14 protein-coding genes are annotated in these 17147 nt (G+C 56.3%); 5 read left to right on the top strand and 9 right to left on the bottom strand.

Features of this window, described 5'->3' with window-relative positions; all coding sequences use genetic code 11:
* Positions 1-133 precede the first annotated feature (133 nt).
* Positions 134-667, top strand: a complete 534-nt coding sequence (locus tag GCWU000341_RS00285) for a hypothetical protein (protein WP_009213580.1) — start codon at positions 134-136, stop codon at positions 665-667.
* Positions 668-1036: 369 nt separating this feature from the next.
* Here the strand turns inward: GCWU000341_RS00285 and GCWU000341_RS00275 are convergent, their stop codons facing one another.
* Positions 1037-1714 carry a hypothetical protein gene (locus GCWU000341_RS00275; protein ID WP_009213578.1) on the bottom strand — a complete coding sequence of 226 codons (678 nt, stop codon included), beginning with the start codon at positions 1712-1714 and terminating at the stop codon, positions 1037-1039.
* Between the two features lie 727 nt (positions 1715-2441).
* On the opposite strand from GCWU000341_RS00275, the gene GCWU000341_RS00270 reads away from it, so the two are divergent.
* Entirely contained in the window at positions 2442-4079 is a 1638-nt protein-coding gene (locus GCWU000341_RS00270; RefSeq protein WP_009213573.1) for an ABC-F family ATP-binding cassette domain-containing protein, read from the top strand.
* A gap of 130 nt (positions 4080-4209) precedes the next feature.
* Here GCWU000341_RS00270 and GCWU000341_RS00265 read toward each other — a convergent pair whose 3' ends face one another.
* The 7 genes from GCWU000341_RS00265 to GCWU000341_RS00235 form a co-directional block, all read right to left on the bottom strand.
* Positions 4210-5436: an AI-2E family transporter gene (locus tag GCWU000341_RS00265; RefSeq protein ID WP_009213572.1), complete on the bottom strand. Its 1227-nt coding sequence runs from the start codon at positions 5434-5436 to the stop codon at positions 4210-4212.
* A gap of 157 nt (positions 5437-5593) precedes the next feature.
* Positions 5594-6523, bottom strand: coding sequence for an ABC transporter permease (locus GCWU000341_RS00260; protein WP_009213571.1), 930 nt, complete (start codon positions 6521-6523; stop codon positions 5594-5596).
* 2 nt (positions 6524-6525) lie between these two features.
* The gene (locus GCWU000341_RS00255) at positions 6526-7602 is read right to left on the bottom strand and encodes an ABC transporter permease (protein ID WP_009213570.1); all 1077 of its coding nucleotides are present in this window, start codon (positions 7600-7602) and stop codon (positions 6526-6528) included.
* Positions 7599-9134, bottom strand: a complete 1536-nt coding sequence (locus tag GCWU000341_RS00250) for an ABC transporter ATP-binding protein (RefSeq protein WP_009213569.1) — start codon at positions 9132-9134, stop codon at positions 7599-7601. The genes GCWU000341_RS00255 and GCWU000341_RS00250 overlap by 4 nt, the downstream gene beginning before the upstream one ends.
* Positions 9135-9164: 30 nt before the next feature.
* Positions 9165-10151, bottom strand: a complete 987-nt coding sequence (locus tag GCWU000341_RS00245; RefSeq protein ID WP_040652781.1) for a radical SAM protein — start codon at positions 10149-10151, stop codon at positions 9165-9167.
* Complete coding sequence (locus tag GCWU000341_RS00240; protein WP_009213567.1) at positions 10151-11707, bottom strand: YjjI family glycine radical enzyme; 1557 nt, start codon at positions 11705-11707, stop codon at positions 10151-10153. Before GCWU000341_RS00240 ends, GCWU000341_RS00245 begins: the two co-directional genes overlap by 1 nt.
* 53 nt (positions 11708-11760) lie before the next feature.
* Positions 11761-12891: a BMP family lipoprotein gene (locus GCWU000341_RS00235; protein ID WP_009213566.1), complete on the bottom strand. Its 1131-nt coding sequence runs from the start codon at positions 12889-12891 to the stop codon at positions 11761-11763.
* A gap of 336 nt (positions 12892-13227) precedes the next feature.
* Between GCWU000341_RS00235 and GCWU000341_RS00230 the strand changes: the two genes are divergently transcribed.
* From GCWU000341_RS00230 to GCWU000341_RS00220, 3 genes are all read left to right on the top strand, one after another.
* A complete protein-coding gene (locus tag GCWU000341_RS00230) occupies positions 13228-14160 on the top strand; it encodes an amino acid ABC transporter substrate-binding protein (protein WP_040653082.1) in 933 nt (310 codons plus the stop codon).
* A gap of 66 nt (positions 14161-14226) precedes the next feature.
* The gene (locus tag GCWU000341_RS00225; RefSeq protein WP_009213563.1) at positions 14227-14874 is read left to right on the top strand and encodes an amino acid ABC transporter permease; all 648 of its coding nucleotides are present in this window, start codon (positions 14227-14229) and stop codon (positions 14872-14874) included.
* Positions 14875-14891: 17 nt separating this feature from the next.
* Positions 14892-15653, top strand: a complete 762-nt coding sequence (locus tag GCWU000341_RS00220) for an amino acid ABC transporter ATP-binding protein (RefSeq protein ID WP_009213562.1) — start codon at positions 14892-14894, stop codon at positions 15651-15653.
* Between the two features lie 238 nt (positions 15654-15891).
* Here the strand turns inward: GCWU000341_RS00220 and tig are convergent, their stop codons facing one another.
* Positions 15892-17136, bottom strand: a complete 1245-nt coding sequence (gene tig / locus GCWU000341_RS00215; protein ID WP_009213560.1) for a trigger factor — start codon at positions 17134-17136, stop codon at positions 15892-15894.
* Between the last annotated feature and the right edge of the window lie 11 nt (positions 17137-17147).

Genomic DNA, 17147 nt, shown 5'->3' with positions numbered 1-17147 from the left:
AAAAAACTATCTATTTACATCTCTAAGAGGTATTCTATAAGCGGTGAAAGATGGCGAGTGATTTTATTTCTATCTTTCAAAAGCACCTATTCCAACGAAGAGTATTCGGGCCTTAGATCGCAGGAAGAAAAAGATGGAAAAAAAGGAAATAGAAGCAATTTTCTTCAGTCGGGAATTTAAACGCTTTCTCATAAAAGCCGGGGATCAAGTTCCTATGCGAAAGCTCATGAAAAAAATTGTCCCTTTTTATGTCGCAGTTCTTTTCCCTATCATGCAGTTGTTTGATATGCATCTACATAAAAGTTCTTTCCTGTCTACACTTTTGTTGATTTTGTTTTACGAGTTTTCTGCCCTGTTTCTCTACTTTTTTCCACATCTCTTTCTTTCCGTTCTGATATATCTTCGCAAAAAAAATATCCTTCCCCCAAATTCTCATGCGAAATTTATGAATGGCATGTCTGCAAAAGAAATCTTGGAGGGAAGATGGAAGTCGAAGATGAGAGCAGTTGAGCTCCAGGATGGGATTGTATTTTTCAATTTTTTCCGTTTAAAGGCTTATATCTATAGACCCTTTTTTAGTGAAAGCACTTATGAAGCCTTACGGCTTATATTCCTTGCGCAGAATCTCCACTCAAAAAACAGGGCCAATTCATCAGAATCTTCCTGAATCGGCCCTCTCTTCCAATGATTCTTTGCATTGTCTTACCGTCATAGACTCCGCAGAAATAACGCGGCCTCTTTGGAAATCTCAAGAATGAGCTCTTCCATAAGCGCAATGGGGATGAATGCCCGATTCCCGAATTCATTCAGGAGATCAACGGCTGCCTCCGCCAGCATTGCTCCGATCGGCTCAAGCCATCCGCTGGCCTTTGGCGCGAAGAAAAATAAGATACTCATAAGTTGTCAACTCGTAAGTATATAAATTCTACGCTGCTTCGAAGATATGTGCCGGGAGCATCTTCCCAGGCATCCGGAAGTGCCGCCATTCCCGATTTCTGGAATTGGAGAATGGCGGGCGCCTCAAGCTCTGGTCCCCTTAAATCGTTTCCGCGCCGCTTACCGCAGCAGTCGGAGTGAGAATATCCTCTTTGTTCTCCTGAAAGAGGATAAGCCCTCCCCGAGGCGAATAGCCGGTCTCCCACAGCGCGTCGAGCTTCACCCATTTCGCCTCAGAGTAAGTGAGTGTGAGGACGGAAAAGTCCGCCTCCTCTGAAAGCGGATCCTCCCCCTGATAGCGGCAGCCGATCAAAAGGAACCAGTGCCAGACATAGTCCTCCAGCGCCGGATCTTTGTGATTTAAGATGAGACAGGGGACGGGAAGAGACGCATCGATCTGACGGAGAACCGCCTTCTTTGCCTCCTCCGGATCGCTGCTCCCCTCCAGGGCTTCGATCCCGATCCCATGCTCCCCCCGGTCCTCCAGATATTTCTGATAGCCCTTCGCAAAGAGGGAGAGCTTATCGATCCCGCTCCAGCGCGGATGAAGATAATGCTTCATCTCCTCCGTGAAATAGAGATAACGGTCCCGATCGATCCGCTCCGGATCTCCGGGATAGAGCGCGCGATGGCCGCGGCGAAGCGCAAAGTAAATGGAACAGTCGCAGGCCGTGACGGCCGCACAGCCGCCAAGCTGCATCATATGGTCCAGACACCAGTCCTGATTCCCGCCCAGAGAATCCCCTATATGGAAGAATTCAAGCTCCTTTTTCACCACAGATCCCCCTCCTCAAAGAACGCCCCCTATTGTAGCAAAATCCCGTATTTTTTCAATGCCCGAGAGCCCTTTGACATCCCCCAGAATCTCCGATACAATGATTCCAGTAGTGTCGAAAGTTCCTTCTCCGCGACGTGCTTGCACGAGAGGGGAGAAGGAACTTTATGACACGCCCCCTTCATGAGCATGCAGCGGGGCGAAGCCACGCGGGAATGCGAATGAAGGGCGCGGGGCGGGAGCGGCCCGGGCCGCAAAGCCACGCGGGAATCATTGTTCCTGTAAGAACATGATCTTCGCGGGAATCATGCTCTGCGAAGAAAGTCCCTCTCATGAGCATGCAGCGGGGCGAAGCCACGCGGGAATGCGAATGAGGGGCGCGGGGCGGGAGCGGCCGAGCCGCGAAGCCACGCGGGAATCATTGTTCCTGTAAGAACATGATCTTCGCGGAAATCATGCTCCGCGAAGAAAGTCCTTCTCCGCGACGTGCCTGCACGAAAGAGGAAGAGGAACTTTATGACACCGGAATCATGATTTACACAGGAACATGATCTGTAAGAAATCGGAATTATGATCCTTGCGGAATGATGTGCTTCGCGAAATCCCATGCCGCTGCACGGCGAAGCTCCGAAAAACACAAGCCCCGCGGAAATCATGATCCGCAGATGGAAAAGCGAAGCAAGGGAAATATTTCAGGAAAAGAAAAGAAAGGGAGAGCTGGGAAGATAAGATGATCGCTGCAAGCAATGTAACCTACAGAGTGGGAAAGAAGGCACTCTTTGAGGATGTCAATATCAAGTTTACCGAGGGAAACTGCTACGGGGTAATCGGCGCAAACGGCGCGGGAAAGTCCACCTTTTTAAAGATCCTCTCCGGCGCGCTGGAGCCGGGCTCCGGGGAGATCATCGTGACGCCGGGGCAGCGCCTGTCCGTCCTGGAGCAGGATCAGTTCAAGTACGACGCCTATCCTGTGATCGAGACGGTCATCATGGGAAATTCCCGCCTCTATGAGATTATGAAGGAAAAGGATGCCCTCTATCAAAAGCCCGATTTCTCCGATGAGGACGGCATCCGCGCGGCGGAGCTCGAGGGAGAGTTCGCCCAGATGGACGGCTGGAACGCGGAGACGGACGCAGAGACCCTTTTAAACGGCCTCGGGATCGGAACACCTCTCCACCGCGAGCTGATGTCCTCCTTAAAGGGCTCCGAGAAGGTCAAGGTCCTCCTCGCAAAGGCACTCTTCGGAAATCCCGACATTCTCCTCCTCGACGAGCCGACGAACCACCTCGACCTGAACTCCATCGAATGGCTGGAGGACTTCCTCATCGGCTTCGAGAACACTGTCATCGTCGTCTCCCACGACCGCTACTTCCTGAATAAGGTCTGCACGGGCATCGCGGATATCGACTACGGGAAGATCACGCTCTTTGCGGGAAACTATGATTTCTGGTTTGAGTCCTCCCAGCTCATCGTCCGCCAGCAAAAGGAGGCGAACCGGAAGAAGGAGGAGAAGATCAAGGAATTGCAGGAATTCATCCAGCGCTTCTCCGCAAACGCCTCGAAATCCAAGCAGGCGACCTCCCGGAAGCGCGCCCTCGAAAAGATCGAGCTCGAGGACATCAAGCCCTCCTCCCGCCAGTACCCCTATATCCAGTTTAAGCCAAACCGCGAAATCGGAAATGATGTCCTGGAGGTAAAAAACCTCACAAAGAGCATAAACGGCGTAAAGGTGCTGGACAATATCAGCTTCAACCTAAACCGGACGGACAAGGTCGCTCTCGTCGGCCCGAACGAGCTCGCAAAGACCGTGCTCATGCAGATCCTCTCCGGAGAGATGGAGGCGGATTCGGGGGACTACAAGTGGGGACTCACGACCAGTCAGTCCTACTTCCCGAAGGACAACAGCAGGGAGTTTCAGTCCGAGGACACGATCGTCGAATGGCTGACGCAGTACAGCCCGGACAAGGATACCCAGTACGTCCGGGGCTATCTCGGCCGCATGCTCTTTAAGGGAGATGACGGCGTGAAGAAGCTGAATGTGCTCTCCGGAGGAGAGAGAGTCCGCTGTATGCTTTCAAAGCTCATGATCTCCGGGGCGAATGTTCTCCTTTTGGATGAGCCGACGGATCACCTCGATATGGAGGCGATCTCTGCCCTGAATGACGGCTTAAAGAATTTCCCGGGCGTCCTCCTCTTTTCCTCCCGGGATCACCAGGTGGTAGAGACCACGGCGAATCGGATCATGGAGATCATCGACGGAAAGCTGATCGATAAGCTGACGAGCTACGACGAGTACCTCGCCTCCGATGAAGAGATCAAGAAGCGCTTCACCTTTACGCTCTCAGAGGCCGACGCAAGCGACAATTAAACGGATTCTCTAAGAGGGAACTCCCGGACCGGGGAGCTCCCTCTTTTTGCGCGCTTTCTGCGCGCTCTTTGCCGCTTTTCTTGACGGAAGCTATGCTCTTCCCGGCCGATTTTTGATGCTTTCGAATTTCTCAGGAGACAGGATCTCCCGCAGCAGAGCAGCTTTTTCCCTCCTTATAGCGGAGCAGGCGGTCAAACTGAATCTTTAAAAGGCTCCCGACGGGGACCGCGATCAGCATGCCCAGGAAGCCGCCCGCCGCGCCTCCGATCAAAAGAGAGGCGATGACAAGGAGCGGGTGTACATTCACGCTGTCGCTTAAAAGCTTCGGATTTATGATATTTCCATCCAGGGTCTGGATCACAAAGAGGAGGGGGAGCGCGATCAAAAGTCTCCGGTAATCTCCGTAGAGGAGGCAGATCAGGAGAGTCGAGCCATAGGCGACCAGGGGTCCGGTATAGGGGATCAGATTCCCGATCCCCGTGAGGATTCCGATAATGAGGGCGTATTTCACGCCGACCAGAGCCAGGACGGCACTGACCAGGACCATCATGATGACGGCGTCGATGATCTGCCCGCGGATATAGCCAGAGAAGGCCCGGTCCGCATCCGAGAGAAAGACGCCGAGAAGGCGGAAGATCCGCTCACCGAAGAGGAGGCGGAAGGCTCTCCCCCAATAGCGGGCGATATTTTCCCCGTCCAGGAGAAAGTAGATGCAAAAGATCAGAGCGAAGACAAAGCTTGAGAGGAAGGAGCCCACATTCCCGAAGGTCGACAGAATCCCCTGCAAAAAGCCCTGGAGGAAGGACAGTCCCGTCCCGACCCCATCCTGCAGATATTGACTGAAGTCGCTCCCCCCGACCGGGAGCTTTGAGAGCTTCTGCAGGATATCCTGGTAGAAACCGTTTACGGCGGCGGCAAAGCCGGAGGCCATCTCCCAGAGATTATCCATGTCAGCAAGCTGCACGCTGCTTGTGAGCGCGGAGACCAAAAGGGACAAAAGCAATGTGACGGAAAGGATCACAAGGAGGAAGGTTAAGAGGAGTGCGGCAGGCCGGCATCCTCTCCGCTCCCCTCTTCCCTTCCCCTTCTTTTCCCCTGCGCTTCTTCTCTCCGGGAGGATCTCCTTAAGTCTCTTCTCCCAAAATTCCACCACCGGACTCAGAAGATAGGCGAAGGAGAAGCCGAGCGCAAGGGGCTTTAGGACGATGAGGAGCCAGCCGAAAATCCCCTCCGCCGATTTCAGAAGATCCCCGAAGTGATCCACCAGCTTGCTTCCGATATAAAGGAGCAGTGCAGTCGCGATCACATAGAGAGAAAGGATGAGGTACTGCGGTTTCAAAAGCTTCTTCCAGTCCATTTGAATCGATCTCCTTCCCTTCGTCCATTCCTTCTGCCTCCATCTCCTTCCCCCTCTCCTGATGCATCCCTCTTCGCTCCCTTCTCTTTGGAATGGAAGCCTCCGCCTCTTTCCGGGAAAGCGGGGAGCGGAGGACGGGCCCTGAGATATTACAGAATCATTTTGATCTCAGATAGGGCTTTCCGTTTGCGGCCGGGACATGTCCCGCCCCCACGAAGAGGATCAGGGTGAGCAGCGTCACGACATAGGGGATCATGGAGAGAAGGTGCGGTGAGATCAGGTTCGAGCCGCCAAGAAGAGAGCGGAGCCCGTTGCAGAGCCCGAAGATCAGGCAGCCGAGGAGGGTCCCCTGCGGTGTGAACTTCCCGAAGATCACCGCCGCGATCGCGATGAAGCCCTGCCCCACGATGACGGAGGGGCGGAACTGCGAGACCGTCGCAAGCGTCACGAACGCTCCCCCCAGCCCCGCGAGAAAGCCCGAGAGGATAACCGCGGTATAGCGGATCCGGTAGACATTGATCCCGAGCGTCGCGCAGGCCTCCGGGTGCTCTCCGACGGCCCGGAGCCGCATCCCGTAGCGCGTTTTGAAAAAGACGAACCAGAGAAGGAGGACGAGAAGGAAGCTGAGATAGGCCACGGAATAGGTCGAAATCACATTGTAGGCGAAGGAGCCCGCCGGAAAGACTCCGACGAACATCTTCGGAAGCTTCGCCGCTGTATCGAGCGCCGGGCTGTCGGAGGAGTTCTCAAAGATCGCCTTGCACAAAAACACCGCGCAGCCGGGGCCGATGAAGTTGATCGCCGTGCCCGCGATGGTCTGGTCCGCATGCAGACTGATGCAGGCCGCGGCGTGGATCAGGCCGAGGAGCGCCCCCGCGAGCCCTCCGCAGAGGAAGCCGATCCAGCCGTTGCTCGTATAGTAGGCGGCGAGGGCGCCGACGAAGGCGCCGATCGTCATCATTCCCTCGATGCCGATATTTACGACGCCGGATCTCTCCGAGAAGCAGGAGCCGAGTCCCGCGAGGAGGAGCGGCGGCGTGGAGATGAGCATCGCATTGATCAAAAGTCCGAGATAGGTGAGCAGCATACTTATTTCCCTCCCTCCCCTCTGACGGCCCTCAGGAGCACCGTGCGGACCGACGGGGTGATCGCAATGAAGATGATGATCGTCCCCATGATGATATTTACGACCTCCGTCGGGACATTCACGACGGTCAGCTTATTCCCTCCGTACTTCATGGCCCCGTAGAAAAGTCCCGAGAAGATGCATCCGATCGGATTCGTCCCGCCGATCAGGGCCACCGTGATCCCCTGGAAGCCATAGCCCTCCTGTGAGGCGAACTGGGCGATCCGCTCCGCCATGCCGAGGACCTGCACCGCACCGCCGAGCGCCGCCAGCATTCCGGAGATCCCCATTGAGAGGAGGAAGACTTTCTTCGAATCGATGCCGGCGTATTCCGCCGCCGAGCGGGAATAGCCCACTGCGCGGAGCTGATAGCCGAAGCTCGTCTTCGCCATGATAAACCAGATGAGGAGAGCCGCAAGGAGCGCGAGCACGATGCCCCAGTGAATATCCGTACAGCCGCTCAGGCGCGAGAAGAACTCCGGCATGCGGATGCTTGCGCTCTTTAAGATATTCCTGCTGGCATCCGCCCCCTGCTCCGTGTGGATCGCCTTTTGGTTGATCACATAGTTTGAGAAGTAAAAGGCGATCCAGTTCAGCATGATGTAGGAGAGGACCTCATTGATCCCCTTCTTCACCTTGAGAAGACCCGCGAGAGCGCCCCAGAGCCCTCCCGCAAGAGCCGCCGAAAGCAGGCACACGATCGCGTGGAATGGCGCCGGGAGCGGGACGAGGAGACCCACGACAAGCGCTGCGAGGCTTCCCATAATATACTGCCCCTCTGCCCCGATGTTGAATACACCGGTCCGGAAGGAGAAGGCGACCGAGAGCCCCGTAAAGATGAGCGGTGCGGCATAGACGATGCTGTAGACGACGAACTTCGGCTTTCCGAAGATCCCGTTCCAGAGCTTCCCGTAGGCCACCGCAGGATTTACGCCGATCAGAAAGAGGAGGATCGCGCCGAGCAAAAATCCGAGCGCGATGGAAAGAAGCGTATAGAGCGTCGGACTTTTCAAAATTTTCTGTTTCATTCCGCTTTTCATTCCGCTTTTCCTCCCGCCATCAAAAGACCAAGCTGATACTCGTCCGCATCCTTCCCGGGCATCTCCCCCGCGATCCTTCCGTCGAAGATGACGGCGATCCGATCCGAGAGCCCCATGATTTCCTCCAGCTCGAAGGAGACCAGAAGGATCGCGCGGCCCTTGTTCCTCTGTCCCAGGAGATAGCTGTGCACAAACTCGATCGCGCCGACATCGAGCCCTCTCGTCGGATTAAAGGCGATCAGAAGCTCCTTGTCATTTGTCACCTCTCTGGCGATGATGACCTTTTGCTGATTCCCTCCGGAGAGCTGTCCCGCGGGCCGCTCCTCGCAGCCTGAGGGACGGATATCAAAGCGCTCGATCAGCTCCGCCGCATGCTTTCGGATCGCCCCCTTGTTGAGGATCCCCCGATGCGAGTACGGCCTCTGTCCGAAATTCTGTAATATGAGATTCTCCGCCACTGTGAAGTCGAGCACCAGTCCGTGCTTCTGCCTGTCCTCCGGGATGCTGGAAACCCCCTTTAAGAAGGTATCTCGCGGCGTATGATTTAAGATGTTTTCTCCCCCCATCCTCACCTCGCCGGACTCCGCCTTGGAGAGGCCGGTGAGAATCTCCACAAGCTGAGACTGCCCGTTTCCGTCGATCCCGGCAAGTCCCAGGATCTCTCCTCCTCGGATCGAGAGACTGAGCCCCTTCAGGATCTCCGCGCCGCGGTAGTCCCTCGCCCGAAGCTCCTTTACGGAGAGGACCGTCTCCCCCGGATTCCTCTCCTCCTTCTCCGCCCGGAGGCTGACCTTCCGCCCCACCATGAGCGATGCGAGCTCATCCTCCGTGTGCTCCGAGACCTTCACCGTATCGATATACTTTCCCCTCCGGATGATCATACAGTGATCCGAGCTCGCCTTGATTTCCTTCAGCTTATGCGTGATTAAAAGGATGGATTTCCCGGCGGCCGTGAGGCTTCGGATGATCTCCATGAGCTCGTCGATCTCCTGAGGCGTGAGGGAGGCCGTCGGCTCATCCAGAATCAGGATCTTCGCCCCCCGGTAGAGGACCTTCAGGATCTCCACCCTCTGCTGCATTCCGACACTGATGTCCTCGATCTTCGCGTCCGGATCGACCTTCAGATTGTAGCTCTCCGAGAGCTCCAAAATCTTTTTTCTCGCCCCCGCAAGGTCCACACTGATCCCCTTCCTCGGCTCCGAACCGAGCACGATGTTCTCCGTCACACTAAAGGGAGGAATCAGCATAAAGTGCTGGTGCACCATGCCGATACCGAGCGCGATCGCCTTCTCCGGGCTGTCGATCTCCACCTCTTTTCCCTCGATCCGGATCACGCCCTCCGTCGGGCGGTACATGCCGTAGAGCACATTCATCAGCGTGGATTTCCCCGCACCGTTCTCTCCGAGCACCGCGAGAACCTCCCCCTTGTGAAGGGTGAGATCGATATGATCGTTTGCGACGAAGTCCCCGAAGCGCTTCACGATGCCGCGCATCTCGATGACCACGGTCTTCCCGTCCATGTTGCTTCCCATATTTCTCCCCTGCCCCCTTTCCCGTCTTCCCTACAGGGTCAATACCTTCACCGCCCCCTCGCTTTTTGCGATTTCCAAGAGGCGGGACATCTCCTCCTCCGTCGGGCTCTCGAAATCCCGATATTCCGCTCTCACGCCGTTCTTCCGAAAGGCGATGATCTTATAGCGGACCTCCGGGTAGGGCCGGAGCAGCCTCGCGCACTCCCGGATGCAGCCCTCATAGTCGAAAAGCCCCGGCACCACCACAGTTCGAAGCTCATAGAGCTTGCCGCATTGCAGGAGAGAGCGCAGATTCCTGAGGACATCCTCATTGCCCGTTCCGGTGACTCTTTCATGCTCCTCTCTCTTCCAGGCCTTGACATCCAGCATGACACCGGAGAGGAGCGGAAGCAGTCCCGCGGGATCCTCCGAAAAATCATAGCTTCCATTCGAATCGAGCAAAAGCTCCAAGCCCTCCGAAAGAAGGAGGGCGGCGAGCTCCCGGAGGAAGGCCGGATAGAGGGTGCACTCTCCGCCGGAGACCGTCACTCCCCGGATAAAGGGACGATTTTTGGACAGCTCCCGGAGGAGCTCCTCCGGACTCATCCAGCGGATGCGCGGGCTCGCGTCGTGACGGCATATCCGGATGCAGCGATCACAGCCAATGCACTTTTCCGGAGAAAAGAGCACCCATCTCCCGGAATGGGGGCTTTCCCGCTCTCTCTCCTCCGAAATGCCCTCTCTTTTTTCTTCCCCCCAAAAAGGGTAAGAGGATAATGCAGGCGCCGTCCGTGCAGACTCTTGTTTCTCTTCCCCCGGAAAAGGGCGGGATGCGGAAGGAAAAGGAGAATCAGAGAAATACAGCGCTCCTCCCGGACAGTCCTCCACGCAGTCCCCGCAGTGAATGCACAGCTTCCGGGTCTCCGGATTATGGCAGTACTTACAGTTAAAATTACAGCCCTGTAAAAAAACGGCGGTCCGGTTTCCCGGCCCGTCGACTGCGCTGAAAGGGATAATCCGGTTGACCGGAGCCCTCATCAGCGGACTCTCCTCTCCAGAATATGGCCATTTTGCTTTGCGCCCATGCCGAGCGCCGTCGTATCATGCTTCACATTCCCGCCCTTCTCGAGAGTTTTGATCTCCGAGCGCTTCACGAGATAGCCGGTGATCCGGATCACATCGGAGTCACTGGAGTAGAAGGAGAGGTAGCGGAGCTTCTTCTGAAAGGCTCCCTTAATGATATCCATGATATATTCCGGATTCCGGTGCACCGTCCGCTCAATCGGAAAGATATCTCCCGTCCCGGAGGGAAAATAGTGGTGGAAGCGGCTCAGAAGCTCCAGCTGATCCACGAGCTCCTCCGGCTCCTCCCCGATCGGAATCCTGGTCCCGGGGCTGATACCGATGTCACTGGAGATCCCGACCTGCGCGTGCAGGAGAAAATGCCCGCCGCTCACCTCGCAGTAGGGATTTCTGTGCGCCTCGTTAAAGGCGGAAATTGTGTCCATGATGCGGACGCCGAGCGACACGGCCTCCTCGGAATGCCCGAAGCGAAGGCCCTTCTTCCCCTCTTTCTCGAGCAGGATATTGACCGCCTCCGCGAGTCCCACAAGGCCGAACATCGCCGTAAAGCGCTCCCTTCGGATGAAGCCCTCCTTCGCGAGGAAATTGTTCTCGAAGAAGCCGGACTCCTCGACGATGAAGCGGATCCGCTCATCCATATAGCGGGCCTGAAGATCCATCACATAGGGAAGCTCCCGGGAGAGAAAGTCCTCAATCCCCTTCGCGCGCTTTGCGATATTTCCGAGAATCAGGCGGCAGAGCGTATAGGAGCCTCCTCCCTCGGGGAGGCCGTTATAGCAGGATGCGATGACATACTCCGGCCCGAGCTCCGAGCGAAACATCGCATCGTTCGCAAAGCTCGGCTTTGCGCTCTCCAAAGCGGCGCGGACCGCCTCCAGCAAAAACGCATCCTCCGTCAGGGAGGCGTCATACTTCATCGTCATATTCGGGACCGCGTCCTTCGTCTCCGCGATCGCGCGGAGGATGAGACTTCCCGCCTTCGTCCTCTCAGGGCCGATATTTCCGTGGGAGAAGGAGTCCAGGATCGTCCGGTCCATATGGATGAAGAAGGCCCGGATCAGCCGATAGGCCTCCTCCTCGTCCATGGAAGAGACAAAGGGCTCCAAAAGCCGGTCCAAAGCCCCCACATAGACCGGATAATTCGTGACGGAGGGGACATGCTTATAGAAAATCTCCAGCGCATTGATCGCCTCATAGAGATCTCCCGGCGCTCCGAGCTCCAGGAAGGAGGAGCCCTCCTTCAGAAAGCGCCCGTAGTCCGGGATGATGTATCGGGGGCGCATCGGCGCGTGCCCCTCAAAGAGATCGCAGATGCACTGCGTCTCGATCGGTGCATCGAGGAGCTCGGAGAGCCCCTCCGGGATGTTCAGCACCTCCAGGAGGGAATCCGCGAGGGATGCCATCGCGGCGACCTTCTGCTCATGCGTGAGCACTGGGGATTTCACGGTCTTAAGCATCTCCTCCCGTGTCTTCTCCACCCTCTCCATCGTGATTTCTCTCATTTTTCCCATTCGCTCCCTCCGTCCGAAGGCCGGGCGGCTAAACCTCTGTCTCTCCCTGCTCCTTAGTCGTCCAGCTCGTAGACAGAGCCGTACTTTGCCTCGAACTCCGCCTTTGTCTTCGGGACCGTGATCTCCCCGGAGATGATCTTCTTCTTGAGTTCCTCGACCTCAGAGAGCACGGTCGGGTCGATATTGTCCGTGACCGGCGCGAGATCCACACCCTCATCCGCGAGCGCGTAGGTCTTGACTCCCGGCTCCAGCTTCCCTTCCGAAAGCTCCTTTGTGACATCGAAGACCGCATTGTCCACTCTCTTCATCGCGGAGGTCAGGATCGTCTTCGGTGCGATAGAGCTCTGGTCGGAGTCCACGCCGATCGCCCAGATTCCGGCCTCCTTGCAGCCGTCGATGACGCCGAGTCCCGTGCCGCCCGCCACCTGGAAGATGACATCCGCTCCCTGCGCGACCATATTGTTCGCCGCGGTCTTTCCGGCGGCAGTGTCCGCGAAGGAATTCGCATTGGTCTGGAGCACCTTGATTCCGGGATTTGCGTCGATCGCACCGGCGAGATAGCCATATCCGAACTGATGCATGAGATCCGTCGCCATGCCGAGCACGATCCCGATCGTATTCTTCTTCGTCGTCTTTGCCGCCACATAACCGGCCAGATAGGAGACCTGCGCCTGCTCAAACATGAGAGAGGTCACATTTTTCGCATCCGCTAAAGAAGCGTCGTCCACGATCGCAAACTTCACATCCGGATGTGCCGCGGACTCCTCCTTCAGCGCATCCGCAAGCGCATAGCCGATGCAGATGATGAGATCATAGTCCTCGTCCACGAAGTTCTCGATATTCGGCTTATAATCCGCATCTGTGTGCGATTCCTGGTACTTCGCCTGCACACCGAGCTCCTTCTCCGCCCTCTGGAGGCCCTCCCAGGCCGACTGGTTGAAGGATCCGTCATTGACACCGCCGACGTCTGTCACGATCCCGACCTTAAGGCCGGAGGCATCGGCCTTTTTCTCCTTGCTCTCGCCCTTCTCCTCCGCCGCGCTGCTCCCCTTCTCTTCCTTTTGGGACTCTTCCTTTGTCCCCTCGGAGGCGGCCTTTGTGCTCTCCGCCGCGGAGCCTCCGCAGGACGCGAGAGACGCCGCCATGAAAAGCGCCATCATTGCCGAAAGAATTCTCTTTTTCATAATACTCCTTCCGCCTGCCGCGCAGGCAAAACCGCACCGTGACGGAAAGACTGCCTCTCCTCCGCCCGATCTTTTTTATTATTATATTATAAGGAAATATGCACAAAACCGCAAGAATGAGAAAAGAAAAGTCTTGACAGCATTAGTTTAGCATGGTAACGTGTTATCACACTAAACTAATGTCGGAAGGAATCCTTGACAGCGGCAGAAATCCGGCTTCCCGCCTCACTTCAGCGCGGCAGAAAAGAGAATAACAGCAAAAGCCGCGGATCCTGCGAGGCAGGGGGAACACTTCCGCAGGGAGGACATCTCAAAAAGATCATTATGGAGGGTATTATGAAAAGAAAGCTTTGGATCGGAATCGCAGCGATCGCGGCGGCCGCACTGCTCAGCGGCTGCGGAGGAGAGAGCTCCGAAAAGGCGACGATGCAGGGAACGGAAAAGGTGACGGAGAAGGCCGGGGAGAAGAGCTCCGAAGGCTCTTCCCAGGCGGAAAAAGGCGAGGCGGAGAAGAGCGTAAGCAAGGAGGGGAGCGTGAAGACGCCGAGCGGAAAGTTCACCGTCGGCTTCGATCAGGAATTCCCGCCGATGGGCTTCGTCGATGATAAGGGCGGCTACCAGGGCTATGACCTGGAGCTCGCGGAGGAGGTCGCAAAGCGCCTGGGGCTCGAATTTGTCCCCCAGCCGATCAACTGGGACGCAAAGGATATGGAGCTTTCCTCGGGCAATATCGACTGCATCTGGAACGGCTTCTCCATGCAGGGGCGGGAGGACAAGTACAGCTGGGTCGGCCCCTATATGGCAAATGAGCAGGTCTTTGTCGTAAAGGATAATTCCGGCATCGAGACGCTCGCGGACCTTTCCGGAAAGGCCGTCGAGGTTCAGAAGGACTCCTCCGGACTGGACGCCCTGAAGGAGGAAGAAAATAAAAAGCTGAAGGAATCCTTCTCCTCCCTCACGGAGGTCGCGGACTATAATACCGCTCTGATGGATCTCCAGTCCGGTGCCTGCGATGCCGTATGCATGGATTCCGTCGTCGCGGGCTACCAGATCACAAACTCGGAGAAGAAGAATCCTGGCTCCGAGGAGAAGATGAGGATCCTCTCCGACACCCTCTCCGCGGAGGAGTACGGGATCGGCTTCCGAAAGGGAGAGGACGAGCTCGCGCAAAGTGTGAGGACTGTCCTTCTTGAGATGGAAAAGGACGGAAGCACGGCGGAGATCTCCCGGAAATGGTTCGGAAAGGACGATGTCTTCACTCTGAAATAGCGCTCCTTCCCCTCCCGGAAGCTCCCGCAGCTCTTCTTTTACTTCCCAAACAGAAAGGATTTCGGAATGGCGGAGATACTTCTTCCTCTTCTCAAGGGCCTCGGCGTGAGCTTTCAGATCTTTCTGATCACGCTTATCCTATCTCTTCCTCTCGGCCTCCTCGTTTCGCTCGGGAGGATGAGCCGAAACGGCCCCCTCTCCGCCTTGATCCGGATCTATATCTCCATCATGCGGGGGACGCCGCTCATGCTGCAGCTCTTTGTGGTCTACTACGGCCCCTACTATCTCTTCCGCATCCGCTTAAGCCCCGGCTACCGGAATATCGCGGTCTGCATCGGCTTTGTCATAAACTACGCCGCCTATTTTGCGGAGATCTACCGCTCCGGCATCCAGTCCATCCCGAAGGGGCAGTATGAGGCCGCGGAGATCCTCGGCTACAGCAGGGCCCAGAGCTTCCTCCGCATCATTCTCCCCCAGGTCATAAAACGGATCCTGCCTGCCGTCACAAATGAGGTCATCACCCTGGTAAAGGACACCTCCCTCGCCTTCTCCATCTCGGTGATGGAAATGTTTACCGCGGCCAAGGCCCTCTCCTCCGCTCAGAGCTCCATGACCCCTCTGATCGCCGCCGGGATCTTCTACTATATCTTCAATTTCATCGTGGCCTTTTTGATGGAGAGGCTGGAGAAGCGCCTCGATTATTACAGCATCTGATAAATGGAGAGGACGAAATGAATGTCTTGGAAATGAAAAATGTGCGGAAGGATTTCGGCTCTCTGGAGGTGCTGAGAGGCGTCGATCTCAGCGTCTCGGAGGGAGAGATCGTATCCGTCATCGGTCCCTCCGGCTCGGGAAAGTCCACGCTTCTCCGCCTGGCGACGCTCCTCGAGCGAATGGACTTCGGAAGCCTCTCCTATGAGGGCATCGCGGCGGCCTATGAGGACGAAGGCGGCCGGTCGGTCTACGCCTCTCTGAAGACACTGAAGGATTTAAAGTCCATCTACGGACTCGTCTTCCAGAGCTTCCACCTCTTCCCGCACTGGAATGTGCTGCAAAATGTGACAGACGCCGTAATCCACGTGCAGAAACGCCCGAGGGCGGAGGCGGAGGAGAGGGGGCGGGAGCTCCTCTCCCGGATGGGTCTCCTCGAAAAGGCGGGGAGCTATCCCTGCGAGCTCTCCGGAGGACAGCAGCAGAGAGTCGCGATCGCAAGAGCTCTGGCCCTCCGCCCGAAGCTCCTCTTCTTCGACGAGCCGACCTCCGCCCTGGACCCCGAGATGAGCGGAGAGGTCCTGAAGCTGATCCTCTCCCTCCGGGAGCTGAAAATCGCCATGGTCATCGTCACCCACGAGATGGGCTTTGCGAGGGAGATCTCCGACCGCATCCTCTTCATGGCGGAGGGCTCCGTCCTCCTCTCGGGGCCCCCGGAGGAGGTCTTCCGCTCGGAAAATGAGCGGATGAAGAGCTTTCTCAGCCGGGTTCAGAGCTTTTAAAAAGTCTGAAAGTCCGAAGGAGATAGCCTGAAGGGGACGAAAAGCTCCTAAAGTCAAAATCCCGTCATTTCCTGCTGCATGCAGCGCGAAAGGACGGGATCTTCTTTTGATTCTTTCCACAAAATGTGTGTAAAAACGAAATAATTGTGGATAAGTCCCGCAAAAGCATTCTTTTTCGCGGGGACTTATCCACAATATATAGGTCAATTGCCTTCCCTGACCGCAAGGGATGCCTGTCTTACTTCGCGGCCGTACTGCTCTCTGCCGGAGCGGCGGTGCTGCTCTCCGGCACCTCGCTCGTCTCCTCCTGCACCGTCGTCTTTACCTTGGACTCGATGTAGTCCAGAACCGCCATCGTGACGGCCTCGCTCTCGATCGTCTCCTTTCCGAACTCCTCGATCAGCTTATCCTTATTGTACTCCTTGCCTGTGATCTTCGTCGCATTCTCCGCGACCTTATTGATGAGATCATCATTCAGCTTGATGCCCTGATCCGCCGCGATCTTCTGGATGACGAAATACTGCTTCCCGTACTCCTCCCCCTGCGTCTCCATCTGGGTTCGGAAATCCTGGACGCTCGTTCCGTACATGTTCAGCATATCGGAGATCTTCATGCCGTACTTCTCGATCTGATCCAGCTGACTCCGGATCGCATAGGCCGTCGCGTACTTCTTCATGCTGTCAGAGAGCGTGATCTCGGACTTATCCACGATATCGGCGAGTGCCTTCTGCTGGATCTCCATATGGTAATTGTAATCGCTGCCCGCGACCATGCGCTCCTTCATCTGCGTCCGGAAGGCATCGACCGTATCCGCCGTGGTCTCCTGATAATTCTTCACCCACTCATCCGTGAGCTCCGGCGTCTTCTCGACACTGTTTATCTTGACCGAGAATTCCGCATCCTTTCCGGCGACATCCTTGTTCCGGTAGTCCTGCGGGAAGGTCACCTTCACCGTGACATCCTCTCCGCTCTTGTGCCCGATCAGCTGATCCTCAAAGCCCGGGATGAAGCTGTTGGAGCCAAGCTCCAATTCATAGCCCTGTGCGGATCCGCCATCGAAGGTCTGACCGTCGATCTTTCCCTCGTAATCGATGTTGACGCTGTCTCCCTTTTCCGCGGGCGCGTCGACCTTGGTCTTATTGCCCTCCAGGATATAGCGGATCTGGTCCTCTACCTCATCATCCTTGATATCCTCCCGCGGGCTCACCGTCACCTCGATCGTGCTGAGATCCGGGAGCTTGATCTTTCCCATCTTCGAGACCGCCGGGGCCTTCGGGACCTTTGTCTCCTCCAGCTTCTTCAGTTCCGGATCATCCTCGGAAACCTGCGCCGCGGAGGAAGACTCCGAGCCGGACTCAGAACCGGAAGCGGACTCCGCTGCCGCCGTGCTGGACTTTGCATCTCCCTTTTTCCCGCAGGCTGCCGCCATCATTGCTGCCGCAAAAAGAGCGGCGGCTAAAATCATCCTTTTCTTTCTCATCATTTCCCCTTCTC

The organism is Oribacterium sp. oral taxon 078 str. F0262 (assembly GCF_000160135.1).
Taxonomy (GTDB): Bacteria; Bacillota; Clostridia; order Lachnospirales; family Lachnospiraceae; genus Oribacterium.
Note: the sequence above shows the minus strand (reverse complement) of the source record. Positions and strands in the feature narration are given on the sequence as shown.

Coding starts and splice junctions, on each gene's coding strand:
- GCWU000341_RS00225 (WP_009213563.1), top strand. CDS start 14,227: ATGGCGGAGATACTTCTTCCTCTTCTCAAGGGCCTCGGCGTGAGCTTT.
- GCWU000341_RS00235 (WP_009213566.1), bottom strand. CDS start 12,891: ATGAAAAAGAGAATTCTTTCGGCAATGATGGCGCTTTTCATGGCGGCG.
- GCWU000341_RS00250 (WP_009213569.1), bottom strand. CDS start 9,134: ATGGGAAGCAACATGGACGGGAAGACCGTGGTCATCGAGATGCGCGGC.
- GCWU000341_RS00260 (WP_009213571.1), bottom strand. CDS start 6,523: ATGCTGCTCACCTATCTCGGACTTTTGATCAATGCGATGCTCATCTCC.
- GCWU000341_RS00245 (WP_040652781.1), bottom strand. CDS start 10,151: ATGAGGGCTCCGGTCAACCGGATTATCCCTTTCAGCGCAGTCGACGGG.
- GCWU000341_RS00270 (WP_009213573.1), top strand. CDS start 2,442: ATGATCGCTGCAAGCAATGTAACCTACAGAGTGGGAAAGAAGGCACTC.
- GCWU000341_RS00230 (WP_040653082.1), top strand. CDS start 13,228: ATGAAAAGAAAGCTTTGGATCGGAATCGCAGCGATCGCGGCGGCCGCA.
- GCWU000341_RS00220 (WP_009213562.1), top strand. CDS start 14,892: ATGAATGTCTTGGAAATGAAAAATGTGCGGAAGGATTTCGGCTCTCTG.
- tig (WP_009213560.1), bottom strand. CDS start 17,136: ATGATGAGAAAGAAAAGGATGATTTTAGCCGCCGCTCTTTTTGCGGCA.
- GCWU000341_RS00285 (WP_009213580.1), top strand. CDS start 134: ATGGAAAAAAAGGAAATAGAAGCAATTTTCTTCAGTCGGGAATTTAAA.
- GCWU000341_RS00265 (WP_009213572.1), bottom strand. CDS start 5,436: ATGGACTGGAAGAAGCTTTTGAAACCGCAGTACCTCATCCTTTCTCTC.
- GCWU000341_RS00255 (WP_009213570.1), bottom strand. CDS start 7,602: ATGAAAAGCGGAATGAAACAGAAAATTTTGAAAAGTCCGACGCTCTAT.
- GCWU000341_RS00240 (WP_009213567.1), bottom strand. CDS start 11,707: ATGGGAAAAATGAGAGAAATCACGATGGAGAGGGTGGAGAAGACACGG.